Below are 22,402 nucleotides of genomic sequence, written 5' to 3' on the forward strand. Positions count from 1 at the left end.
AGCGGTGCGTGGCAGCCTGGGCCCATGAGGTTCCCCGCACCGCTCCGTCCCGGCGACCGCATCGGCGTCACCGCACCGTCCAGCGGTGTCGGCCCCGACCTCCAGCCCCGCCTCGACGCCGCCGTCGCCTACCTGGAACGACGCGGCTACGAGGTCGTCGTGGGGGAGTGCATGTCGGCCGAGGGCGTCACGTCCGCCCCGAAGGCCGCCCGCGCCGCCGAGCTGACGGCCATGCTCACGGACCCGGAGATCGCCGCGGTCGTCCCGCCCTGGGGCGGGGAGCTGGCCATCGACCTGCTCGACGAGCTCGACTGGGACGCCCTCGCCGCCGCCGAGCCGACGTGGCTGGTGGGGTGGAGCGACCTGTCCACGGTGATGCTCCCCATCACGCTGCGCCTCGGCTGGGCGAGCCTGCACAGCCTGAACCTGATGGACACGCCCTACGATCCCGCGCCCGGGCTCGCCCACTGGCTCGACGTGGCGTCCGCCACCGGCCCGGTCACCCAGTCGAGCCCCGGGCTCTACCGCGAGGGCTGGACCGACTACGTCGAGGAACCGAACGTCACGACGATGACGCTCGACCGCGAGGGCCCCTGGAAGGTGCTCGGGGGCGGCGGGGTCGACGTCAGCGGGGTCCTGGTCGGCGGCTGCCTGGAGGTGCTGAGCCCCTTGGCCGGCACGCCGTACGGCGACGTGCCTGCGTTCGGCCGCGAGCACGCCGACGAGGGGCTCCTGGTCTACCTCGAGGCCTGCGAGGCGGAGGCGCCCGCCGTCGGCCGGATGCTGCACGGGCTGCGGTTGGCCGGGTGGTTCGACGACGCCTCGGGCATCCTGATCGGCCGCACGGCCGCGCCGGACGCCGACCGGATGACCCAACAGGAGGCGGTGGCCGACGCCCTCGGCATGCTCGACCTGCCGGTCGTCCTCGACCTCGAGTTCGGCCACGTCCAGCCGTTCCTGCCCCTGGTCAACGGCGCCAGCGCGCGCGTCGTCGCCGACGACCGGCGCCGGGAGATCACGCAGACGATCGGAGGTTGAGGAGGGACGAAGTCCCGTCTCGAAGCCTCCTCAACCCCCGGAGCGGGTCAGTGCACGTGGTCCTGCCAGTCGGCGGGAACGCGGCCCCGGGGTCCCGGCGCAGGCTGGTCCTCGGGGTGCGACGTCGGCGCCGCCAGCGGCGGACCCGCCAGGCCCACCTCGCGGGCGAAGTCCCAGAACCACTCCTCACCCGGCTCGAAGCTGGCCATGACCGGGTGCCCGGTCTCGCGGAAGTGCGCGGTGGCGTGCTGGGAGGGGGAGCTGTCGCAGCAGCCCACGTGGCCGCACTGGGCGCAGCGCCTCAGGTGGACCCACCAGCCGCCGGCGGCGTCGCACTCGACGCAGCCGGTGCCGCTGGGAGGGACGGTGGGGTCGATGCCGTCGGTCATGTACCGACCCTAAGCCGCGGGGCTAGGTTCGTCCCGTGCCTGAGCTGAACGAGTTCGACCAGTACGTCGGCGACCCGGTGCCCGGCTGGGCTCCCCGGCCGCCGGCGACCGCCGTCCGGCTGGAGGGACGCCACGTCACCCTCGAGCCGCTCGCGCGCGAGCACGCGCCTGCGCTGTTCGAGGCGCTCGGCGCGCCCGAGGACCGTCCGCTGTGGACCTACCGGCCGACCGAGCAGCCCGTCGACGTGGCCGGGATGGAGGCGCTGGTCGAGGCGACGCTCGCGGCGCCCGGCACCGAGACGATGGTGCTCCGGCCCGCAAGCGGCCCGGCCGCGGGCGTCGCGTCGTTCATGCGCATCGACCCCGGCTTCGGACAGGTCGAGGTCGCCGGCGTGCTCTACGCCCGGTCGCTGCAGCGCACCACCGCCGCCACCGAGGCCATCCACCTGCTGATGCGCCACGCCTTCGACACGCTGGGCTACCGGCGGTTCGAGTGGAAGTGCGACAGCCTCAACGAGCCCTCCCGGCGGGCCGCGGCGCGCCTGGGCTTCGTCCACGAAGGCCGCTTCCGCAACCACATGGTGACCAAGGGCCGCAGCCGCGACACCGACTGGTTCTCGGTCACCGACGCCGAGTGGCCCGCGGTGCGCGAGGCGCACGAGCGCTGGCTGGCGCCCGAGAACTTCGACGCGTCAGGTCGGCAGCGGACGGCGCTCGGCGACCTGTGGCAGGGTCGGTGAGATGGACCAGCGGATCAGCTTCGTGACCCTCGCGGTCGCCGACCTCGACGCCTCGCGCGCCTTCTACCTCGACGGGCTCGGCTGGGAGGCGGCGCTGGACGTGCCGGGGGAGGTGCTGATGATCCAGGCCGGCGAGCACCTCGTGCTCTCGCTGTGGGACCGCGCCGAGTTCGAGGCCGAGGTGGGGCCGATCGCCGCTGGCGCCGGCGTGGCGCCGTTCAGCCTCGCGCACAACGTCGCCACCAAGGACGAGGTCGACGCGGTGCTGGAGACCGCCCGGTCGGCCGGAGCCGACCCGGTGCACGAGCCCTTCGAGCGGGAGTGGGGCGGCTACAGCGGTTACTTCGGCGACCCCGACGGGTATCGATGGGAGATCGCCTTCAACCCCGGACCGATAGGACAGGTGGTACTGCCATGAGCGACGACCGGAGCGACTCGAGACGGATCCTCACCGGGCACGAGCTGGAGAGCGAGCTGCTGGCCGACTGGCGGGTGCTGTTCTCCACGCTGCACGCCCGCTTCGAGACCGGCGACTTCGCCACCGGCGTGCGCCTCGTCGACGCGATCGGCAAGGCCGCCGAGGAGCTCGACCACCACCCCGACATCGACCTGACCTACCCGCGCGTGACGGTCCGGCTCACCAGCCACGACGTCGGCGGGGTCACCAGCCGCGACGTCGAGCTTGCCCGCCGGATCAGCGACCTCGCCGGCGGCCTGGGCGCCACGCCCGACCCGGCCGGGGTGTCGGTGCTCGAGCTCGGCCTCGACACCTGGGACGCCGACGAGATCAAGCCGTTCTGGGTCGCACTGCTGGGCTACGAGGTGACCGACGACGACGTCGAGCTGGTCGACCCGACCGGCACCCGGCCGACCATCTGGTTCCAGGAGACCGAGCAGCACGAGACGCCGCGGCAGCGCTGGCACCTCGACATCCGGATCCCGCCCGAGGAGGCCGACGGCCGCATCGAGGCGGCGCTCGCCGCCGGCGGGACCATGGTCAGCGACGCCGTCGCTCCGCGTTTCTGGGTGCTCGCCGACCCCCAGGGCAACCAGGCCTGCATCACGACCTGGATCGGCCGCTCCTGACCGCCGCCGTCCGCCACATGGTGGGACCGCCGTCCCGCATCCTGGGACGCCTGCCACACTTGGCTGACGGCACGAGACCACGGCGCTACGGTGGGGCCATGAAGTTCGACCTCCTCGTACGCCCAGGGCGCGCCCGCTGATCTCACGACCAGCCAGCGCGTCACCCCTCGTTGCCCCGGCAACCGAGGGGTTTTTTGTTGGGGCCACATCGCTAGCAGTGCCAGACCAGACGTAAGGAAGACCACCTGATGAGCGAGCACATGACAGGCGCGCAGAGCCTGGTCAAGTCGCTGGAAGCGGCCGGCGCCGAGAACATCTTCGGCATCCCCGGCGGCGCGATCCTCCCGGCCTACGACCCGCTCATGGACTCCTCGATCCGCCACATCCTGGTGCGCCACGAGCAGGGCGCGGGCCACGCCGCCCAGGGCTACGCCTCGGCCACCGGCAAGGTCGGCGTGTGCATGGCGACGTCCGGCCCCGGCGCGACCAACCTGGTGACCCCGCTCGCCGACGCCCACATGGACTCGGTCCCGATGGTGGCCGTCACCGGGCAGGTCGCCGCCAACGCGATCGGCACGGACGCCTTCCAGGAGGCCGACATCCGCGGCATCACGATGCCGATCACCAAGCACAGCTTCCTGGTGACCGACCCCGCCGACATCCCGCGCACCGTCGCCGAGGCCTTCTACATCGCCTCCACCGGCCGTCCGGGCCCGGTGCTGGTCGACGTCGCCAAGTCGGCCCTGCAGGCGATGACCACCTACGACTGGCCCACCGAGCTGCACCTGCCCGGCTACCGCCCCGTCACCCGGCCGCACGCCAAGCAGATCCGCGAGGCCGCCCGGCTGATCCTGGAGTCGCGCCGTCCCGTCCTCTACGTCGGCGGCGGCACGATCCGCTCGGGTGCCTCCCGGGAGCTGCGCGCGCTCGCCGAGCTCACCGGCATGCCGGTCGTCACCACGCTGATGGCGCGCGGCGCGTTCCCCGACAGCCACCCGCAGCACCTCGGCATGCCCGGCATGCACGGCACCGTCGCGGCGGTCGCGGGGCTCCAGCGCAGCGACCTGATCATCAGCCTCGGCGCCCGCTTCGACGACCGGGTGACCGGCAACCTCGACTCGTTCGCCCCCGGCGCCAAGGTGATCCACGCCGACATCGACCCCGCCGAGATCGGCAAGAACCGCCACGCCGACGTCCCGATCGTGGGCGACGTCCGCGAGGTCATCGGCGACCTGGTCGTCGCCCTCCAGGCCGAGGCCGACGCCGGCACCACCGGCGACTACGAGGGCTGGGTGGAGTTCCTGGCCGGCGTGAAGCGGACCTACCCGCTCGGCTACGACGAGCCGACGGACGGCGGGCTGTCCCCGCAGTACGTCATCGAGCGCCTCGGCGCGATCGCCGGCGAGGACGCCATCTACACCTCCGGCGTCGGCCAGCACCAGATGTGGGCCGCGCAGTTCGTGAAGTACGAGAAGCCGCGCACCTGGATCAACTCCGGCGGCCTCGGCACGATGGGCTTCGCCGTGCCGGGTGCGATGGGCGCCAAGGTCGGGTGCCCTGACCAGACGGTGTGGGCCATCGACGGCGACGGCTGCTTCCAGATGACCAACCAGGAGCTGGCCACCTGCGCGATCAACGACATCCCGATCAAGGTCGCGATCATCAACAACGAGTCGCTCGGCATGGTGCGCCAGTGGCAGACGCTCTTCTACAACGAGCGCTACTCCAACACCGACCTCCACAGCAAGCGGATCCCCGACTTCGTCAAGCTCGCCGAGGCCTACGGCTGCGTCGGCCTCGCGTGCGAGGACCCCTCGGACGTCGACGCGACCATCAACAAGGCCATGGAGATCAACGACGTGCCCGTGGTCGTCGACTTCCGCGTCCACCGCGACGCGATGGTGTGGCCGATGGTCGCCGCCGGCACCAGCAACGACGACATCAAGTACGCGCGCGACCTGGCGCCCCAGTTCGAGGAGGACGACCTCTGATGGCCGCCACCCACACCCTGTCGGTGCTCGTCGAGAACAAGCCCGGCGTGCTCGCCCGCATCGCGGGCCTCTTCAGCCGCCGCGGCTTCAACATCGACTCGCTGGCCGTCGGGCCGACCGAGCACGCCGAGATCTCGCGGATGACGATCGTCGTCAACGTCGACGAGTCCCCGCTCGAGCAGGTGACCAAGCAGCTCAACAAGCTGGTCGAGGTCATCAAGATCGTCGAGCTCGACCCCGACGCCTCGGTCAACCGCGAGCTGATCCTGGTCAAGGTCGCGGCCACCGCCGAGACCCGCGGCCAGGTGCTCGACACCGTCCAGCTCTTCCGCGCCAAGGTCATCGACGTCGCCAGCGACGCCGTGACCATCCAGCTGGTCGGCAACTCCGCCAAGATCGGCGACTTCCTGCGCGTGCTCGACCCCTTCGGGGTGCGCGAGCTCGTGCAGTCCGGCCAGGTCGCCATCGGCCGCGGCTCCCGCTCCATCTCCGAGCGCAGCCTGCGCCCGGTCCTCGTGCCTGCCCCGCCCGCCGCGGGCTGAGCGCCGTACCCCCTGTCTTCGACGTGAAGACCCCACCAGAAGGAGAAGCCCGACGTGGCTGAGATGTTCTACGACGATGACGCCGACCTGTCCCTGATCCAGGGCAAGAACGTGGCGGTGATCGGCTACGGCAGCCAGGGCCACGCCCACGCACTGTCGCTGCGCGACTCGGGCGTCGACGTCCGCGTCGGGCTGCAGCCGGGATCCAAGAGCCGCGCCAAGGCCGAGGCCGAGGGCCTGCGCGTCGTGACGCCGGCGGAGGCCGCCGAGGAGTCCGACCTGATCGTGATCCTGGCTCCCGACCAGCACCAGCGCAAGCTCTACGCCGAGGAGATCGCCCCGCACCTCGCCGAGGGCGACACCCTGGTGTTCGGCCACGGGTTCAACATCCGCTTCGGCTACATCACGCCTCCCGAGGGCGTCGACGTCTTCATGGTCGCCCCCAAGGGCCCCGGCCACCTGGTCCGTCGCGAGTACGTCGACGGCCGCGGCGTGCCCGTGCTCGTCGCCGTCGAGAAGGACGCGTCGGGCAACGCCTGGCCGCTCGCGCTGAGCTACGCCAAGGGCATCGGCGGCCTGCGCGCCGGCGGCATCAAGACCACCTTCACCGAGGAGACCGAGACCGACCTGTTCGGCGAGCAGGCGGTCCTCTGCGGCGGCGCCTCGCAGCTGGTGCAGTACGGCTTCGAGGTCCTCACCGAGGCCGGCTACCAGCCCGAGGTCGCCTACTTCGAGTGCCTGCACGAGCTGAAGCTGATCGTCGACCTCATGTACGAGGGCGGCATCGCCAAGCAGCGCTGGTCGGTCTCCGACACCGCCGAGTTCGGCGACTACGTCTCCGGCCCGCGCGTGATCACGCCCGACGTGAAGAAGAACATGGAGGACGTGCTCGCCGACATCAAGAACGGCACGTTCGCCGAGCGCTTCATCACCGACATGGACAACGGCTCGCCGGAGTTCACCAAGTTCCGCGAGCAGGGCGAGTCGCACCCGATCGAGAAGACCGGCCGCGAGCTACGCAAGCTCATGGCCTGGGTGAAGAGCCACGACTCCGACTACGTCGAGGGCACCTCCGCCCGCTGACCGTGACATGACGCTGACCCGCCCGAGACTTTCGGGCGGGTCAGCGTCTTTTCGTGGGTTGAGGAGGGACGAAGTCCCGTCTCGAAACCCCTACTTGACCTCGGACCGCATCACCAGGCCCAGCCCGACGGCCAGCGGGATGACGAGCCAGACGGTGCCGGCCACCGCGAGCTGGGCCCACGACTCGCCGGTCATCTGCCCCTCGAAGAGGGCGCCCTGGGCGAAGTTGAAGTCCACCCACGACTGGGCGTCGCGGAACCACTGCACGCTGTCGGCCAGGAGCATCGAGAGCGTCGGCAGCAGGAACGAGTAGACGAAGTAGCCGACGATGGCGCCCGGTGAGTTGCGGATCAGGACACCGAGCATGAAGCCGATCAGCATGCCGAGCACGTTGGCCAGGATGATGTAGGCGAACTCCGTGGCCGACACGTTCCACACCAGGTCGGTGCCGGTGATGGCCGTGCCGAGCACGTTGCCGAGGGCGCCGATGACGCCGGCCAGCAGCATCGACACGACGCCGATGCCGACCGAGACGAGCAGCTTGGCGCCGATCACGCGCTGGCGGTGCGGGACCAGGGTGAACGTCGTGAGGCCGGTGCGCTGGCTCCACTCGCCGGTGACGGCCAGGATCGCGACCATCGGCAGGATGACGGCGATCGGGAAGCCGATCGCGGTCGCGAAGGTCTCGTAGGTGAGCTCGTCGTCGGGGGCGAACAGGATCACGGCGCCGGTGGCGAGCACCGCGGTGATCGCGATGCTGGCCATGAGCCAGAAGCCGGAGCGGGTGTCGAACATCTTGCGCAGCTCGACGCCGGCCACCCGCGAGAGCGGGATCGGCGGGTGGACGGGACGGGTGGTGGCGACCGGTCGGTCGAGGGTGCTGGGCGCTGCGGTGACGGCACTCATGCCGCTACTCCTTCTCGTTGGGTGTCTGCGGTGAGCTCGAGGAACATCTCCTCGAGCCCGGCGCCGTCGGCGGCGCGGAGCTCGGTGAGGGCGACGCCGGCGGCGAGCGCGACCTTGCCGATGGTGGAGGCGTCCGCGTCGGTGCGCAGCGCCCCGTCGGCGTACGGCGAGCCGCTGAGCCCGGCGGCCTCCAGGGCCCGGACCAGCGCGGGGAGGTCGTCGCTGCGCACGACCGTGCCGGCCGACTCGAGCAGCTCGGTCTTGGTGCCCTGGGCGACGATGCGGCCGTTGCCGATGACGACGATGTCGTCGGCGACGACCTCGATCTCGTGCAGCAGGTGCGAGGACAGCAGCACGGTCCCGCCGCGGTTGGCGTAGCCGCGCAGCAGGTCGCGCATCCAGCGGATGCCGGCGGGGTCGAGGCCGTTGGCGGGCTCGTCGAGGATCAGCACCTCCGGGTCGCCGATCAGCGCGGTGGCGATGCCGAGCCGCTGACGCATCCCGAGGGAGTAGTTGCGCACCCGGCGGCCCGCCTCCTTGTCGGTGAGGCTGACGACCTCGAGCATCTCGTCGACGCGGGACTTCGGCAGGCCCATCGTCTGCTGGGCGATGGCGAGGATCTCGCGGCCGGTGCGGCCGGCGTGCTGGGCCGACGCGTCGAGCAGGACGCCCACCTCGCGGCCCGGGTTGGGCAGGTCGGCGTAGCGCCGGCCGGCGATGAGGGCGGAGCCGGAGGTCGGCGGCGTGAGCCCGACCATGACCCGCATGGTGGTGGACTTGCCGGCGCCGTTGGGGCCGAGGAAGCCGGTGACCCGACCGGTCCGGGCCTCGAAGGTGACGTTGTCGACGGCGGTGAAGCCGCCGTACTTCCTGGTCAGTGAGTCGATGGTGATCATGTCGAGAAGCCTCGCGCCGAGGGCACCTCGCGCACATCGGGGAAGGCTCCCCCTCGCCCCCTGGTCCCGACCCCGAGGCCGTCTCGGGGTCGTCCCTGTCCAGACCACCCGACATGACAACCCGATCGGGGTCGAGACGCGTAGTCGTGGTGTGAAGCCCACCCACCGCCTCGTCCCTCGGGAGTCCTGATGCGATCACCACGTCGTACGTCCGCCCTGACCGGCCTGTTGACGCTGAGCCTCTCCGGGCTCGCGCTCGTGGCCGCCGCCCCGACCGGGTCTGCGGCCGGTGCCGCGGCGCAGTGCCAGGGGCGACCGATCACGATCAAGGCCACCTCAAGCGACAGCACGGTGCAGGGCACTGAGGGCCCGGATGTGATCGACGGTGCCGGATTCAGCGACCTGATGATCCTGGGCCTCGGCGGTGACGACGTGATCTGCTCGGGACGAGGGACCCCCCTGGCGATCCTCGCCGGCGACGGCGACGACCGGATCGAGATGAGGGTGATCAGCTTCGACCACACGGACGACAACACCGCCGACGGCGGTGAGGGCGACGATCAGCTGGTCTTCGTCGGTAACGGGGCCGGAGAAGCCAGGGGTGGCGAGGGCGACGACCGCATCGTGGACGCGGCCAGGTACCACAGCGGCATCACGGTTCTTCCCGGGCCCGGGGACGACACCGTCGTGGGGTCCAGATCGACCACGCTGGCTTTCGGGGGCATGGCGGGGGTGCGCATCTCGGTCACCGAGGGTGAAGCGGACGGTGAGGGGCACGACACGTTCAGCGACATCCGGGCCTTCGTCGGGACCGCAGGCCCAGACACCTTCTTGGGGTCGGGGAGCAGCGACTCGTTCCTGGGCGACCCACGGTCTGTTGCCACCTCGCCCACCAGCACCTCCGACGTGGCATACGGCGGCGGCGGCCCCGACTTCCTGACGCTCGCCGGTCGCGCGAGAGGAGGCGAAGGCCGCGACCACCTGCTGGTGTACGGTCCGACCGCCGCGGCCTGGGGCGGGCCCGGTTCGGACAGCCTCAGGCTCACTGCCGTGAGCTGTACGGCCGCGTGCCGGCTGCGTGCGGACGGTGGCGCCGGGGTGGACCGACTGACCTTGTGGCTGGCTGGCAGGCAGGGCGTGCGGGTCAACCTCACCTCCGGGAGGGCGAGCATGGGGACTCGTGGCCGCGTCGCGTTGGCGGGCGTGGAGGACGTGAGCGGCACCAGTGATCGAGACGTGATCATCGGGAACGCAGGGCCCAACCGGCTCTTCGGAGCCGGCGACGACGATGTCCTGGAGGGGCGAGGCGGCAGGGACGCGCTCACGGGTGGTCGGGGCCGAGACGTGCTTGTCGGAGGAAAGGGTCGTGACCACGCCGACGGTGGGAAGGACCGTGACCGGTGCCAGGCGGAGGTGCGTCGCTCATGCTGAGCCGATGCTCGGGCACGGGGCGACAGCTCGTCGTGCTTCTCGCCACGACCGGCGCGGGCCTCGCGCTCGCGGCCGCGGCTCCGACGGGGTCCGCGACGGCAGCCGCGGCGCAGTGCCAGGGGCTGGCGGTCACGATCGAAGCCACAGCTGACGACAGCACGGTGCGGGGGACCGAGGGCCCGGACGTGATCGACGGCGCCGGACGCAGTGACCTGACGATCCTCGGTCTCGGCGGCGACGACGTGGTCTGCTCGGGACCGGAGAGCCCTATGGCGATCTACGGCGGTGACGGCGACGACCGGATCGAGATGAGGGTGTCCCCGGTGCAGCACGCGGCCGACAACGCGGCCGACGGCGGTGCCGGCAACGACGAGCTGGTCTTCGTCGGAGACGGGTACGGCGAGGGCCGCGGAGGCGGAGGCGACGACCGCTTCGTCGACTCGACCACCTCGTCCGGCTTCATCACGGTGACTCCGGGGGCCGGGGACGACTCCGTCGTGGGGAATCCCGACTCGACCCATCTGGTCTTCGGGGGGACGACAGGCGTGCGCATCTCCGTCGGAGACGGCCGAGCGGAGGGCGAGGGGCACGACACGTTCAGTGGGATCCAAGCCTTCGTCGGGACCGTCGCCTCGGACACGTTCGTGGGGTCGGAGAGCAACGACACGTTCCTCGGCGGGCCATGGACCCGCAGCTTCGCGCCGAGCGGCGCCCCTGACCTGGCGTACGGCGGCGGTGGCTACGACTCGCTGGAGCTCGTGGGTCGCGCGGAGGGAGGCGAGGGGTCCGACCGCCTGCGGGTGTACGGCCCGACCGCCGCGGCTTGGGGAGGACCCGGCAACGACAGCCTCAGACTCTTTCCGGGGAGCAGCTGCACGGCCGCGTGCCGTCTCCGCGCGGACGGTGGTGCGGGTGTGGACCGCATGACCCTGCGGCCGGGGGGCCGCCAGAGCGTACGGGTCGACCTCACCTCCGGGCGGGCCAGCATGGGGGCTCGGGGCCGTGTCGCGCTGGCGGGCGTGGAGGACCTGATCGGCACCAAGTATCGCGACGTCCTCGTCGGCAACGCGCGACCCAACTCCTTCCACGGCGACCACGGCGACGACGTCCTACAGGGGCGAGGCGGCGCGGACGCGCTCACCGGTGGTCGCGGTCGGGACCTGCTGGTCGGCGGCCGGGGCCGCGATCACGCCTACGGCGGCGCCGGCCGCGACCGGTGCCGGACGGAGGTGAGCGAGGGATGCTGAACGTCGGGAGGCGCCGTAGAGGCGTGGTGTCCGCGGCCGTCGGGTTGCTGGCCATGGGCGCAGTTGCCGCGGGCGTGGGTGCGGCCGCAACCGCGCCCGCCGGTGCGGCAGTTCGTCTCTGCCAGGGCGAGGTGGTCACCATCCGAGCCGCCGCGAGCAACAGCACGGTCCTCGGGACGGACGGTCCGGACGTCATCGACGGCATGGGCCACTTCGCCCTGAGGATCCAGGGCCTCGGCGGGGACGACGTCATCTGCTCCGGAGACGGGACCTACGTCGTCATCGGCGGCGGTGACGGCGACGACCGCATCGAGGCGGGCGGTCCTGGCGGCTACGCAGTGGCCCTGGGTGCCGCCGGTGACGACCAGCTGGTCTTCGTCGGAGACCGCGGCGGGTCCGGCGGCGGGGGCGGGGGCGACGACCGGATCGTCGACGCGACCACGGGGAAGGGGTCCGGCGACGTCGTCCGGGTGCGCCCCGGGGGTGGGGACGACACCGTCGTCGGCCGACGCGGCTCCACCGAGCTGGTCTTCCGAGGCGCCACGGGGGTTCGCATCTCGGTGGCGGAGGGTACGGCGGACGGAGAGGGGCACGACACGTTCAGCGGCATCGAGCGCTACGTCGGGACGCAGTCCTCCGACACGTTCCTCGGCTCGAGCGGCCGGGACGCGTTCGTGGGCGGCACCCGTTCCTCCGCAGGTGCCGTCGGGGGCGCCCCGGACGTGGCCTACGGCGCCGACGGCGCGGACACCTTGACCCTGACGGGTCGTGCCGAGGGGGGCGAGGGGGGCGACCGCGTGCAGGTCCACGGTCGACGGTCGGTGGCGATCGGCGGTCCCGGTGACGACGAGCTGTACGTCGAGGCGGGCCGCACCTGTACGTCTCCGGCGGCGTGCGACGTCCGTGTCGACGCAGGAGCAGGGCAGGACGGGATCACGCTGCGTCCCCGCGATCGACGGGGAGTGCGGGTGGACCTGAACCTCGGTCGGGCGCGGCTGCGAGGTGGCCGAGTCTCGTTCGTCGGGGTGGAGAAGGTCTACGGCACTCCTTACCGGGACGTGCTGATCGGCGACGACCGCCGCAACACGCTCGTCGGTGAGGGCGGTGGCGATCTGATGAGGGGTCGCGGGTCGCGTGACGTGCTCGTCGGCCGGCACGGTCAGGACCGGGCCGAGGGCGGCGCCGGCCGCGACCGGTGCGAGGCCGAGGTCCGTCGCTCCTGCTGAGCGGGAATGCCGGGTCGGCGTCCGCGCGTTGACCCGGCATGCGCATCGAGATCTGGTCCGACGTCGTCTGTCCCTGGTGCTACGTCGGCAAGCGCCGGCTGGAGTCGGCGCTCGGCGACTTCGAGCACGCCGACGAGGTCGAGGTCGTCTACCGCTCCTTCGAGCTGGACCCGACGGCGCCGCACCACGGCACCGAGCTGACGCTGCCGAGCATCGCGCGCAAGTACGGGCGCAGCGTGGAGGAGATGCGGCCGATGATGTCCGGACTGATGGACACCGCCGCGCAGGAGGGGCTCGAGCTGCGGCTCTTCGATACCGTCCACACCAACACGATCGACGCGCACCGCCTGCTCCACCTCGCGCTCGCGACCGGCGGCCCCGCGCTGCAGCGCGACCTCAAGGAGAGCCTGCTGGCGGCGTACTTCACGCGTGCGGAGGACGTCGGCGACCACGCCGTCCTGCGCGCGGCGGCCACCGAGGCCGGTCTCGACGCCGAGCGGGTCGACGCGGTCCTCGCCTCCGAGGAGTACGCCGACGCGGTCGCCGCCGACATCGCCCAGGCGCGTGCCTACGGCGCCACCGGCGTGCCGTTCTTCGTCGTGGACCAGCGCTACGGCATCTCCGGCGCCCAGCCGGCCGAGGCGTTCACCGAGGTGCTCGAGCGGGCCTGGGCCGACACCCACCCGGCGATCGAGGTCGTGGCCGGGGCGGCAGGCGCCGACGGCGCCGTGTGCGGCCCCGACGGCTGCGCGATCTAGGACACGTCACCAAGGTTAGGCAGGCCTAAGCGTGGGCGCGTAGGCTGTCGCCTTGTGCTGGGCAACTACCTGATCGGTCTCCGCGAGGGGCTCGAGGCCGCGCTCGTCGTGAGCATCCTCGTCGCCTACCTGGTGAAGACCGACCGACGCCACCTGCTGCCGCGGATCTGGCTCGGCGTCGCCGCCGCGGTGCTGCTCAGCCTCGCCATCACCCTCGGCCTCGGCCTGCAGTCGCGCAAGTTCACCTTCGAGACCCAGGAGCTGATCGGGGGCTCGCTCTCGCTCGTCGCGGTCGTCTTCGTCACCTGGATGATCTTCTGGATGGCCGGGGCCGCGCGCACCATCGGCAGCGAGCTGCGAGGACGCATCGACGTCGCCGCCGAGGGCCGCGCCTGGTCGCTCGTGGTCGTGGCGTTCCTCGCGGTCGGGCGCGAGGGCCTCGAGACCGCGCTCATCCTGTGGACCAACACCCAGGCCGCGATCGGTCGCGACCTGGCGCCGACCGCCCAGCAGACCGCCGAGCCGCTGCTGGCGGCGCTGGCCGGCATCCTCACCGCCGTCCTGCTCGGCTACCTCATCTACCGCGGCGCCATCACGATCAACCTCTCGCGCTTCTTCACCTGGACCGGCGCGTTCCTGATCGTGGTCGCCGCCGGTGTGCTCGCCTACGGCGTCCACGACCTGCAGGAGGCGGCGTTCCTGCCCGGGCTCAACACCCTGGCCTTCGACGTCAGCCACGCGATCCCGCCCGGCTCCTGGTACGGCACCCTGCTCAAGGGCATCTTCAACTTCTCACCCGCCACGACCGTGCTCGAGGCGATGGCGTGGGTCGCCTACGTCGTCCCCGTCTCCTACCTCTTCTTCCGTACGACGGGGCCGCGTTCGGCTGCCCCGTCCCGCCCCGTCCCTGTCCCCGAAGGAAGTAACCCGTGAAGCGTCTCTCCTGGATCGCCGCCGGCCTGCTGATCGCCGCGCCCGTCCTCGCGTCCTGCGGCACCGAGAGCACCGAACCCTCCGGCGGTGGGGGCGACGGCGCCGGCGACGCGCGGGCGCTGACGGTCGACTCCTCCGACGACGCCTGCAAGGTCTCCGCCACCGAGGCGCCGGCCGGCACCGTCACCTTCTACGTCACCAACAGCGGCTCGCAGGTCACCGAGTTCTACCTGCTCGCCGAGGACGGCCTGCGCATCGTCGCCGAGGTCGAGAACATCGGCCCCTCGATCAGCCGCCCGCTGACCGCCGACGTGCCGGCCGGGAAGTACATCACCGCCTGCAAGCCCGGCATGACCGGCGACGGCATCCGCTCCGACTTCACCGTCACCGAGTCCGACGAGGACGTCAAGGTCAGCGAGGACGAGGAGACCCTCGTCAACGAGGCCCAGACCAACTACGCCGCCTACGTGCAGGACCAGTCCGACCAGCTGCTGGTCAAGACCCGCCAGTTCGTCGACCTCTACAAGGCCGGCGACAAGGACGACGAGGCGCGCGCGCTCTACGCCGACGCCCGCACCCACTGGGAGCGCATCGAGACCGTCGCTGAGTCCTTCGGCGACCTCGACCCGATGATGGACGCCCGCGAGGCCGACCTCGAGCCCGGCCAGAAGTGGACCGGCTGGCACCTCCTCGAGAAGGACCTGTGGCCGGCACGCGCGGAGAAGTATGCCGAGCTGAGCCCGAAGGACCGCACCTTCTACGCCGACGACCTGCTGAAGAACACCGAGACCCTCGACAGCCGGATCCAGGACCTGACCTTCACCGTCGACCAGATCGCCAACGGCTCGCGCGGCCTGCTCGAGGAGGTCGCCACGGGCAAGGTCACCGGCGAGGAGGAGTACTGGTCCCGGACCGACCTGTGGGACTTCCAGGCCAACGTCGACGGCGCCAAGGTCGGCTTCGACGGCGTGAAGCCGCTGCTCGAGGAGAAGGACCCCGAGCTGGCCACCGAGCTCGAGACCCGCTTCGACGAGCTGCAGGTGCTGCTGGACGCCCAGCGCACCGACGACGGCTTCCGCTACTACGACGAGCTGTCGCCCGACGACATCAAGGGGCTCTCCGACGCGGTCAACGCGCTCTCCGAGCCGCTGTCGCGCCTGACGGCCGCGGTCCTGTCCTGACCATGGCACCCAGGGTCTCCCGACGCGGGCTCCTCGGCGGTGGCGTGGCCGCCGCCGGGGTGGCCGGCGCCTTCGCGACCGGCCGCGCGACGGCCGACGAGCCGGCGGCGATGCAGCCCGCGGCGGCCGGCGCGGCGTCGTACGCCTTCCGGGGCGAGCACCAGGCCGGCATCGTCACGCCGGCCCAGGACCGCCTCCACTTCGCGGCGCTCGACGTCGTCACCGACTCGCGCGAGGAGCTCGTCGAGCTGCTCCAGGCCTGGACGGTCGCCGCGGAGCGGATGACCAAGGGCCAGGCCGCCGGCGAGATCGGACCGGTCGAGGGCTCCCTCGACCTCCCGCCCGACGACACCGGCGAGGCGATCGGCCTGCCCGCCAGCGGGCTCACGATCACCTTCGGCTTCGGGCCCGGGCTCTTCCGCGACGCCGAGGGGCGCGACCGCTTCGGGCTCGCCGACCGGCAGCCCGAGGCGCTGCAGACGCTGCCGCACTTCCCGGCCGACAACCTGGACCCCGCCCGCTCCTACGGCGACCTGTGCATCCAGGCCTGCGCCGACGACCCGCAGGTCGCCGTCCACGCCGTGCGCAACCTGATCCGGATCGGCTTCGGCACGGTCGCGGTCCGCTGGTCGCAGCTCGGCTTCGGCCGGACGTCGTCCACGTCGACGACGCAGGACACCGCCCGCAACCTCTTCGGCTTCAAGGACGGCACCGCCAACGTCAAGGCCGAGGAGGACGCCGCTCTCGAGGACCACGTGTGGGTGGGGCCGGACGACGACACCGCCGGAGCCTGGCTCGCGGGCGGCTCCTACCTGGTCGCCCGCCGCATCAACATGACGATCGAGGTCTGGGACCGTCAGCCGCTCGGCGACCAGGAGAAGTTCGTCGGCCGCACCAAGGGCACCGGCGCGCCGCTGTCCGGCGGCGAGGAGTTCACCCCGCCCGACTTCGCCATGCCGGGTCGCGGGGGCCCGATCATCCCGGCCGACGCGCACGTGCGGGTCGTCCACCCCGACCAGCACGGCGGCGCCCGGATGCTGCGCCGCGGCTACAACTTCGTCGACGGCAGCGACCCGCTCGGCGGGCTCAACGCCGGGCTGTTCTTCGTCGCCTACGTCCGCGACCCGCGCACCGGCTTCATCCCGATCCAGAACGCCATGGCCAAGAGCGACGCGCTCATGGAGTACCTCAAGGTCACGGGGTCGGCCCTGTTCGCCGTGCCGCCCGGAGCCAAGCCGGGGGAGTACGTCGGGCAGTCGCTGTTCGCCTAGGTCACGACTGCCTGCCCTCGAGCACCGCGAGGTCGCGCTCGGCGTAGAGCCGGTGCTCCCACTCCTCGTTGAGGACGATCCGCAGGCACTCGGCGACCGGGAAGCTGCGCGGGGGCGGCCAGCCGATCGCCTCGACGGGCTCGGTCTCGCCGGCCAGCTGCTCCGCGGTGAGGTCGTCGAAGACGCGACGGACCATCGCCTGCCGGTCGCGGCGGATCTCGAGGACCTCGTCGAGCGACGGGCGCGCCCCACGGTCGCGGGGGACGCCCGGGGTGTCCTCCATCTCGTCCCACGGCAGGCCGAGCGGGTGCCACGGCGACGGGTCGCCCTGGATGGCGCGGGCCACCCACGAGTCGGTGGCGAAGGTGAGGTGGCGCAGCGTCTCGATGAAGGACCACTCGTCGTCGACCGACTCGTGCAGCAGCGCCGGGTCGAGCCGTCGGGCCCGCTCCACCGTGCCGTCCCACAGCTCCTCCAGCAGGTCCCATGCCTCGCGGAAGCCCGCCGGGTCGGTCGGTCGCATCGTGGCCCGCCCGGGATGGCGGCGGTCCAGCTCGGCCTCGATCATCGGCGCCACGTCGACGCCGTTGACGGTCAGCTTGCCGATGTCGCCCTTGATGTCCAGGTCAACGATGTCGACCCCGTGCATGCGCACGCCGATCAGGTCGGTGCCGGTGATGGTCATGTCGTACATCTCCGAGGAGATGATCTCGACGTGCTCGAGGTGCACGCGCTCGAAGCGCGTGTTGCTCAGGTCGACCCGCTCGAAGCGGGTCCCGCTCATGTCCTGGTGGGTGAAGTCAGCCATGCCGGGACGCTAGACCGCGCCGCCGACACCGGTAACCCCTGCGACCTCGGTGGTGGTTTCGAGACGGTTGCTGCGCAACCTCCTCAACCAACGACGGGCTTCGGGCTCATCGCGGACCCGTCAGCAGCGTCGGAGTGCGTCGCAGCCGCTGGGCCAGCAGGGCGGCGGCGAGGAGGAGCACGGTGGACAGGGTCACGACGCCCGGCCAGCCGGCTCCGGTCCAGGCGGCGCCGCCCAGGCTGCCGAAGACCGACGACCCGAGGTAGTAGGCGAAGAGGTAGAGCGAGGCCGCCTGGCCGCTGCTGACCCCGCCGGCGTGGGCGCGCGCCGGCACCCAGCCGCTGGCGACGCCGTGCACGGCGAAGAACCCGATCGTCAGCAGGCCGAGCCCGACCAGCACCAGCGGCAGGTACGCCGGCAGCGTGAGCAGCACGCCGGCCACGGCCACCGCGCAGGCCAGCGGCAGCACCGCGCGCCGCCCGTAGTGGTCGGCCAGCCGGCCCGACAAGGCGGAGCCGAGGCTGCCCAGCGAGTAGGAGAGGAAGACCAGGCTGGCGATGCCGAGACCGAGGTCGAACGGCGGACCGGTCAGCCGGAAGCCGAGGGTGTTGAGCACGGCGACGAACGCGCCCGAGGAGCAGCCGCCGATGGCGTAGAGCGCGAGCAGCGCCGGGTCGGAGAGCGCCCGCCGCGCCATCCGGACCAGCGCGGCGGCGCCCGTGGGGGCGGCGCTGAAGTGCTGGGAGCGGGGGAGCAGAGCGAGCACGACGAGGGCGCAGACCAGGCCGACGGCGGTGTTGGCGCCGAGGCCCCAGCGCCACCCGGCGGCCTCGCCCACGGAGCCGGCCACCAACCGGCCGGCCATGCCGCCCAGCGCCGTACCCCCGATGTAGAGCCCGGCCACGCGGCCGTGGCTGGAGGGGTGCGTCTCTTCGCGGAGGTAGGCCGTCGCGACGGCCGGCAGCCCGGCGAGCGCGATGCCCTGCAGCAGCCGCAAGCCGAGCAGCGCGGGCCAGCTCGGGGCGAACGCGCACGCCACGCCGACGACGGTGGAGGCCGCCAGCGACAGGTGGATCAGCCGGGTGCGGCCGACCACGTCCGACCAGGGGCCGGCGACGAGGAGGGTGACGCCGAGGCCGATCGTCGTGAGCGAGACCGACAGCGTGCTCTGCGCCGAGGAGACCCCGAACTCGTCGACGAGCTCGGGCAGCAGCGCCTGCGTGCTGTAGATCATCGCGAACGTCGCCACGCCGGAGGCGACCAGCGCGCCGACGACGCGGCGGTAGCCCGCGCTGCCGGGCAGGTGCCCCGAGGAGGTCGGGTCGGCGCGGCTCGTCACGCCACCACGCTTTCATCCCGGCTGAGACGACGAGCGGGAGGGCGTCGAAGCAGACCCGGAGAAGAAATTCACGGCCGATGTCGATCGGCCGTTCGCCCGTTCGACTGCTGGGTGAGAGGGTCCGACAGAGATCCGCCATCGTGAGGAGAACACCATGAAGTACATGCTGATCATGCGCTCGACCGACCAGACGTTCGAGGCCGCCGCCGACGTCGACTTCAGCGAGATCCTGGACTCGATGGGCGCGTTCAACGACGAGATGATCAACGCCGGCGTGCTGGTGGCCGCCGAGGGTCTCGAGGACGCCTCGCTCGGCGTGGTCGTCGACTACTCCTCGCAGCCGCCCGTCGTCACCGACGGGCCCTACGGCGAGACCAAGGAGCTGTTCGGCGGCTTCTGGATCCTCGACGTCGCCTCCCAGCAGGAGGCCGTGGAGTGGGCCAAGCGCGCGCCGCTCGCCGGGCCTGGCATGAAGGCCGAGATCCGCCGTGTACCGAGCATCGACGAGTTCCCGCAGGACAACAAGTGGGTGCAGAAGGAGCGCGCCTGGCGGGAGTCGACCGGCCAGCTGTGAGCGTCGGCGGGGGCGGCCGCGAGGCGGTCGAGGCGGTGTGGCGCATCGAGTCGGCGCGCATCGTCGGCACGCTCGCGCGCTTCACGGGCGACTTCGCGCTCGCCGAGGACCTCGCCCAGGAGGCGCTCGCGGAGGCGCTCGTCGGCTGGCCGCGCGACGGCGTACCGGCCAACCCGGCGGGCTGGCTGCTGACCGTCGGCCGGCGGCGCGCGATCGACGCGTTCCGCCGGCGCGCGGCGCTCGACGACCGCTACGCCGTCCTGGCGCGTGACGCCGACGAGGGCGACGGCGGCTCGGACGTGCTGTGGGACCCCGACCGGATCGACGACGACGTGCTGGCCCTGATGTTCATCTCCTGCCACCCCGTGCTGTCGCGCGAGGCGCAGGTGGCGCTGACGCTGCGGGTCCTGGGCGGTCTCACGAGCGACGAGATCGCGCGCGCCTTCCTGGCGCCCACCGCCACGGTTCAGGCGCGGATCACGCGGGCGAAGAAGACGCTGGCGGCGGCGCGGGTGCGCTTCGAGGTGCCCGGGCGTGAGGAGTGTCGCGACCGGCTGGGGTCGGTGCTGAGCGTGCTCTACCTGATCTTCACCGAGGGCTCGACCGCCAGCCACGGCGGCGACCTGATCCGCACCGACGTCGCCGGGGAGGCCGTCCGGCTCGCGCGGATCCTGTCGCGGCTGCTCCTCGACGAGCCCGAGACTCACGGGCTGCTGGCGCTCATGGAGCTCACGGCGGCGCGCTTCCCCGCGCGCGTCGGCCCCGACGGTGCTCCCGTGCTGCTGGAGGACCAGGACCGCAGCCGCTGGGACCGCTCGGCCATCCGCCGCGGGCGCGCGGCGCTGGCCCAGGCAGGCAAGGCGGGGCGCGGGCTCGGCGCCTACGGCGTCCAGGCTGCCATCGCCGAGTGCCACGCGGTCGCGGGCTCGGTCGCCGACACCGACTGGGACCGCGTCGTGCTGCTCTACGAGGCCCTCGGGCGCCTCGCGCCCTCGCCCGTCGTCGAGCTCAACCGCGCGGTCGCCGTGGCGATGGCCTCCGGCCCCGCGGCCGCCCTGGCCGTCGTCGACGAGCTGGTCGCGGCCGGCCGGCTCGCCGACTCCCACCTGCTGCCGAGCGTGCGCGGCGAGCTGCTCAGCCGCCTCGGGCGGCGCGAGGAGGCGCGGGACGAGCTCGGGCTCGCCCTGCACCTCTGCCGCAACGACCGCGAGCGTGATCTCCTCGCGCGCAAGCTCAGCGCGCTCGGCTGAGCAGCCGTCCGTAGGCGACCCGGCGCACGAGCACCTCGAACGGCCCGCGGCGGCCGGTCCGCCGCATCCAGTCGGCGAGCAGCACGGTCGCCAGCCAGGTGGCGACGGCGAGCAGCGCCGTGGTGGTGACCGTGAGCCTGGTAGGGGGGTCAGGCCACGCAGAGCTCGTTGCCCTCGGGGTCGAGCATCACCACGTGGCCCAGCACGCCGTCGTAGTGCTGCTCGCGGACGTGGGTCGCCCCGGCGCCCTGCAGCTCCTCGACCTTGGCGCGGATGAGCCGCTCTCGCTCCGCGAGGTCCCACGGCGGCTCGCCCGCGACGCGGACGTCGATGTGCATGCGGTTCTTGGCGCTCTTGCCCTCCGGCACACGCAGGAACGAGATCGCCGCACCGACCCCGTCGGGGTCGACGAGGGAGGCGCCGTCGGGGTCGTCGTATCCCGGCTCGAGGACGTAGCCGAGCGCCTGGGCCCAGAAGGCGGCCAGGGCATGGGGGTCGGTGGCGTCGCAGCCGAGCGTCCAGTGAGTAGCCATGCCGGCACGGTAGACCCGGCCACGGACAGACCCGCTCGACCTCTGCTCGCACGTCAGGCGGACGGGAGTACGGATGCTCATGCGCATCGGCGGCTGACCGCTGGATACTCCGGCCGTGCCCTCACAGACATCGCAACGAGCCGCCATCGGCGCAGTGGCTGTCGGGGGCCTGTTCGTCTGCGTGGTGCTGACCTGGTTCGGCGCCGTGGCGACCGCCCTCTTCACCTGTGGCGGCGACGGGGGATACGCCTACGCGGCGCCCGCCTCGCGTGCGGGACGGTGGTGCGAGGGCGCCGGCGACGGCTTCTTCGCCACCGCACAGCTCCTGCTGCCGCTCCTCGTGTTCCTGGCGTGCGCGACCTACGCGGTGGTCAAGGTCAGGTGGAGTGGCGTCGTCGCCGGAGTCCTCGTGTCGGCGACGGCCACCGCTGTCATGTACCAGGTGCCTGCGTCCTTCGACACGGAGTGCACCGAGGAGCAGGTCCGTGATCTGACACCCGAGGAGTGCGCGGGCGACTGAGGCGGGGCGTCACTGCGGCACGCGCAGCGCGGCGAGCACCACGTCGTCCACGACGGACACGAAGAAGGCCCGTCCGACCGACCCTCCGCCGGCGCCGAGACGGTGCGTGCTCATCGCCGGGATCACCTCGGCCAGGACCGGGATGCTCGCCGAGCGGTCCGTGCCGACCTCCCCGCGGTCGACCGCGCGGTGCAGCAGTCGCCGGTAGACCTCGACGTAGGGCTCGGTGACCTCGGAGCGGACGACGGCGGCCAGCCGCTCGGAGCTGCGGATGGCGGAGGCGAGGCCAGCGAAGACGGCCATCCGCCGGTCCAGGCCGCCGAGCCAGGGGGAGTCGACGACTGCGAGCAGGTCCGCGCGCAGGGACCCGGTGTCGGGCAGTGCGTCGGCCTCGGGAGGGCGTCCGGCGTCGCGGATGGCGGCCAGGACGAGTGCCTCCTTGGTGGGCCACCGCCGGTAGAGCGTGGTCTTGGCCTTGCCGGTCCGCGCGGCCACCTCGTCCACGGTGAGCCGCTCGTAGCCACGCTCCGCGACCAGGTCGAGCGTGCTGGCCAGCATCAGCCCGTCGCGCGAGTGGTCATAGGGGCGGCCGGTGCGTCCCGTGCCGGAGGTGGTCACGCAGGCAGGCTACCGGCGATGCCGCACTTACGCTACGACGCG

Annotated in this window: 23 protein-coding genes and 2 pseudogenes; 17 read left to right on the forward strand and 8 right to left on the reverse strand. The window is 72.2% G+C overall.

Features of this window, described 5'->3' with window-relative positions; genetic code table 11:
- Nucleotides 1–24 precede the first annotated feature (24 nt).
- Nucleotides 25–1,038 (forward strand): S66 peptidase family protein, encoded by a 1,014-nt coding sequence (locus tag E4622_RS02305; protein WP_134738469.1) that lies wholly within the window; start codon nucleotides 25–27, stop codon nucleotides 1,036–1,038.
- Between the two features lie 47 nt (nucleotides 1,039–1,085).
- Here E4622_RS02305 and E4622_RS02310 read toward each other — a convergent pair whose 3' ends face one another.
- Nucleotides 1,086–1,427: a UBP-type zinc finger domain-containing protein gene (locus tag E4622_RS02310; RefSeq protein ID WP_134738470.1), complete on the reverse strand. Its 342-nt coding sequence runs from the start codon at nucleotides 1,425–1,427 to the stop codon at nucleotides 1,086–1,088.
- Between the two features lie 35 nt (nucleotides 1,428–1,462).
- Between E4622_RS02310 and E4622_RS02315 the strand changes: the two genes are divergently transcribed.
- The 6 genes and pseudogenes from E4622_RS02315 to ilvC all read left to right on the forward strand — a co-directional run bounded on the left by E4622_RS02315 (nucleotide 1,463) and on the right by ilvC (nucleotide 6,869).
- Nucleotides 1,463–2,167, forward strand: coding sequence for a GNAT family protein (locus tag E4622_RS02315; protein WP_134738471.1), 705 nt, complete (start codon nucleotides 1,463–1,465; stop codon nucleotides 2,165–2,167).
- A gap of 1 nt (nucleotide 2,168) precedes the next feature.
- Nucleotides 2,169–2,585, forward strand: coding sequence for a VOC family protein (locus tag E4622_RS02320; RefSeq protein WP_134738472.1), 417 nt, complete (start codon nucleotides 2,169–2,171; stop codon nucleotides 2,583–2,585).
- Nucleotides 2,582–3,253: a 4a-hydroxytetrahydrobiopterin dehydratase gene (locus E4622_RS02325; RefSeq protein WP_134738473.1), complete on the forward strand. Its 672-nt coding sequence runs from the start codon at nucleotides 2,582–2,584 to the stop codon at nucleotides 3,251–3,253. Before E4622_RS02320 ends, E4622_RS02325 begins: the two co-directional genes overlap by 4 nt.
- Nucleotides 3,254–3,489: 236 nt before the next feature.
- A pseudogene (locus E4622_RS02330) lies at nucleotides 3,490–5,244 on the forward strand (acetolactate synthase large subunit); the annotation flags it as partial.
- Complete coding sequence (gene ilvN / locus E4622_RS02335; RefSeq protein ID WP_134738475.1) at nucleotides 5,244–5,786, forward strand: acetolactate synthase small subunit; 543 nt, start codon at nucleotides 5,244–5,246, stop codon at nucleotides 5,784–5,786. The pseudogene E4622_RS02330 and the gene ilvN, both read left to right, overlap by 1 nt.
- 54 nt (nucleotides 5,787–5,840) lie before the next feature.
- Nucleotides 5,841–6,869 carry a ketol-acid reductoisomerase gene (gene ilvC, locus E4622_RS02340; protein WP_280633736.1) on the forward strand — a complete coding sequence of 343 codons (1,029 nt, stop codon included), beginning with the start codon at nucleotides 5,841–5,843 and terminating at the stop codon, nucleotides 6,867–6,869.
- A 90-nt stretch (nucleotides 6,870–6,959) separates the two neighbouring features.
- Here ilvC and E4622_RS02345 read toward each other — a convergent pair whose 3' ends face one another.
- Together E4622_RS02345 and E4622_RS02350 are read right to left on the reverse strand one after the other, a co-directional pair.
- A complete protein-coding gene (locus tag E4622_RS02345; protein WP_134738476.1) occupies nucleotides 6,960–7,775 on the reverse strand; it encodes an ABC transporter permease subunit in 816 nt (271 codons plus the stop codon).
- Nucleotides 7,772–8,671, reverse strand: coding sequence for an ATP-binding cassette domain-containing protein (locus E4622_RS02350; RefSeq protein ID WP_134738477.1), 900 nt, complete (start codon nucleotides 8,669–8,671; stop codon nucleotides 7,772–7,774). The genes E4622_RS02345 and E4622_RS02350 overlap by 4 nt, the downstream gene beginning before the upstream one ends.
- 375 nt (nucleotides 8,672–9,046) lie before the next feature.
- On the opposite strand from E4622_RS02350, the gene E4622_RS02355 reads away from it, so the two are divergent.
- The 7 genes from E4622_RS02355 to efeB all read left to right on the forward strand — a co-directional run bounded on the left by E4622_RS02355 (nucleotide 9,047) and on the right by efeB (nucleotide 16,718).
- On the forward strand, nucleotides 9,047–10,102 hold the full coding sequence (locus E4622_RS02355) for a hypothetical protein (RefSeq protein WP_134738478.1): 1,056 nt from the start codon (nucleotides 9,047–9,049) through the stop codon (nucleotides 10,100–10,102).
- Nucleotides 10,096–11,349: a calcium-binding protein gene (locus E4622_RS02360; protein WP_134738479.1), complete on the forward strand. Its 1,254-nt coding sequence runs from the start codon at nucleotides 10,096–10,098 to the stop codon at nucleotides 11,347–11,349. The genes E4622_RS02355 and E4622_RS02360 overlap by 7 nt, the downstream gene beginning before the upstream one ends.
- A 131-nt stretch (nucleotides 11,350–11,480) precedes the next feature.
- Nucleotides 11,481–12,575: a calcium-binding protein gene (locus tag E4622_RS02365; RefSeq protein ID WP_134738480.1), complete on the forward strand. Its 1,095-nt coding sequence runs from the start codon at nucleotides 11,481–11,483 to the stop codon at nucleotides 12,573–12,575.
- 38 nt (nucleotides 12,576–12,613) lie between these two features.
- Complete coding sequence (locus tag E4622_RS02370; protein WP_134738481.1) at nucleotides 12,614–13,333, forward strand: DsbA family oxidoreductase; 720 nt, start codon at nucleotides 12,614–12,616, stop codon at nucleotides 13,331–13,333.
- A 54-nt stretch (nucleotides 13,334–13,387) separates the two neighbouring features.
- The gene (gene efeU, locus E4622_RS02375; protein ID WP_134738482.1) at nucleotides 13,388–14,266 is read left to right on the forward strand and encodes an iron uptake transporter permease EfeU; all 879 of its coding nucleotides are present in this window, start codon (nucleotides 13,388–13,390) and stop codon (nucleotides 14,264–14,266) included.
- Nucleotides 14,263–15,447 (forward strand): iron uptake system protein EfeO, encoded by a 1,185-nt coding sequence (gene efeO, locus E4622_RS02380; RefSeq protein ID WP_209021752.1) that lies wholly within the window; start codon nucleotides 14,263–14,265, stop codon nucleotides 15,445–15,447. Before efeU ends, efeO begins: the two co-directional genes overlap by 4 nt.
- Before the next feature lie 2 nt (nucleotides 15,448–15,449).
- A complete protein-coding gene (gene efeB / locus E4622_RS02385) occupies nucleotides 15,450–16,718 on the forward strand; it encodes an iron uptake transporter deferrochelatase/peroxidase subunit (protein ID WP_134738483.1) in 1,269 nt (422 codons plus the stop codon).
- Nucleotide 16,719: 1 nt separating this feature from the next.
- On the opposite strand, the gene E4622_RS02390 is transcribed toward efeB, so the two are convergent.
- Nucleotides 16,720–17,526 (reverse strand): DinB family protein, encoded by an 807-nt coding sequence (locus E4622_RS02390; RefSeq protein WP_134738484.1) that lies wholly within the window; start codon nucleotides 17,524–17,526, stop codon nucleotides 16,720–16,722.
- 106 nt (nucleotides 17,527–17,632) lie between these two features.
- A complete protein-coding gene (locus E4622_RS02395) occupies nucleotides 17,633–18,865 on the reverse strand; it encodes an MFS transporter (protein ID WP_245155844.1) in 1,233 nt (410 codons plus the stop codon).
- Nucleotides 18,866–19,019: 154 nt separating this feature from the next.
- Here E4622_RS02395 and E4622_RS02400 point away from each other — a divergent pair, with 154 nt between their 5' ends.
- Nucleotides 19,020–19,439 carry a YciI family protein gene (locus tag E4622_RS02400; RefSeq protein ID WP_134738485.1) on the forward strand — a complete coding sequence of 140 codons (420 nt, stop codon included), beginning with the start codon at nucleotides 19,020–19,022 and terminating at the stop codon, nucleotides 19,437–19,439.
- Nucleotides 19,436–20,689: an RNA polymerase sigma factor gene (locus E4622_RS02405; RefSeq protein WP_209021753.1), complete on the forward strand. Its 1,254-nt coding sequence runs from the start codon at nucleotides 19,436–19,438 to the stop codon at nucleotides 20,687–20,689. The genes E4622_RS02400 and E4622_RS02405 overlap by 4 nt, the downstream gene beginning before the upstream one ends.
- Here E4622_RS02405 and E4622_RS02410 read toward each other — a convergent pair.
- Both E4622_RS02410 and E4622_RS02415 read right to left on the reverse strand, forming a co-directional pair.
- Nucleotides 20,673–20,816, reverse strand: a pseudogene (locus E4622_RS02410) (DUF418 domain-containing protein); the annotation flags it as partial. The gene E4622_RS02405 and the pseudogene E4622_RS02410 sit on opposite strands and share 17 nt — an antisense overlap.
- Before the next feature lie 22 nt (nucleotides 20,817–20,838).
- Complete coding sequence (locus E4622_RS02415; protein ID WP_134738487.1) at nucleotides 20,839–21,222, reverse strand: VOC family protein; 384 nt, start codon at nucleotides 21,220–21,222, stop codon at nucleotides 20,839–20,841.
- A 115-nt stretch (nucleotides 21,223–21,337) separates the two neighbouring features.
- On the opposite strand from E4622_RS02415, the gene E4622_RS02420 reads away from it, so the two are divergent.
- Nucleotides 21,338–21,742 carry a hypothetical protein gene (locus tag E4622_RS02420; RefSeq protein WP_134738488.1) on the forward strand — a complete coding sequence of 135 codons (405 nt, stop codon included), beginning with the start codon at nucleotides 21,338–21,340 and terminating at the stop codon, nucleotides 21,740–21,742.
- Nucleotides 21,743–21,751: 9 nt separating this feature from the next.
- On the opposite strand, the gene E4622_RS02425 is transcribed toward E4622_RS02420, so the two are convergent.
- Complete coding sequence (locus tag E4622_RS02425) at nucleotides 21,752–22,360, reverse strand: TetR/AcrR family transcriptional regulator (RefSeq protein WP_134738489.1); 609 nt, start codon at nucleotides 22,358–22,360, stop codon at nucleotides 21,752–21,754.
- Between the last annotated feature and the right edge of the window lie 42 nt (nucleotides 22,361–22,402).

Origin of the sequence: Nocardioides sp. 503 (assembly GCF_004522095.1) — a bacterium.
Taxonomy (GTDB): domain Bacteria; phylum Actinomycetota; class Actinomycetes; order Propionibacteriales; family Nocardioidaceae; genus Nocardioides.

Coding starts and splice junctions, on each gene's coding strand:
- E4622_RS02325 (WP_134738473.1), top strand. CDS start 2,582: ATGAGCGACGACCGGAGCGACTCGAGACGGATCCTCACCGGGCACGAG.
- E4622_RS02320 (WP_134738472.1), top strand. CDS start 2,169: ATGGACCAGCGGATCAGCTTCGTGACCCTCGCGGTCGCCGACCTCGAC.
- E4622_RS02390 (WP_134738484.1), bottom strand. CDS start 17,526: ATGGCTGACTTCACCCACCAGGACATGAGCGGGACCCGCTTCGAGCGG.
- E4622_RS02305 (WP_134738469.1), top strand. CDS start 25: ATGAGGTTCCCCGCACCGCTCCGTCCCGGCGACCGCATCGGCGTCACC.
- E4622_RS02310 (WP_134738470.1), bottom strand. CDS start 1,427: ATGACCGACGGCATCGACCCCACCGTCCCTCCCAGCGGCACCGGCTGC.
- E4622_RS02370 (WP_134738481.1), top strand. CDS start 12,614: ATGCGCATCGAGATCTGGTCCGACGTCGTCTGTCCCTGGTGCTACGTC.
- E4622_RS02415 (WP_134738487.1), bottom strand. CDS start 21,222: ATGGCTACTCACTGGACGCTCGGCTGCGACGCCACCGACCCCCATGCC.
- E4622_RS02345 (WP_134738476.1), bottom strand. CDS start 7,775: ATGAGTGCCGTCACCGCAGCGCCCAGCACCCTCGACCGACCGGTCGCC.
- E4622_RS02360 (WP_134738479.1), top strand. CDS start 10,096: ATGCTGAGCCGATGCTCGGGCACGGGGCGACAGCTCGTCGTGCTTCTC.
- E4622_RS02400 (WP_134738485.1), top strand. CDS start 19,020: ATGAAGTACATGCTGATCATGCGCTCGACCGACCAGACGTTCGAGGCC.
- ilvN (WP_134738475.1), top strand. CDS start 5,244: ATGGCCGCCACCCACACCCTGTCGGTGCTCGTCGAGAACAAGCCCGGC.
- E4622_RS02350 (WP_134738477.1), bottom strand. CDS start 8,671: ATGATCACCATCGACTCACTGACCAGGAAGTACGGCGGCTTCACCGCC.
- efeB (WP_134738483.1), top strand. CDS start 15,450: ATGGCACCCAGGGTCTCCCGACGCGGGCTCCTCGGCGGTGGCGTGGCC.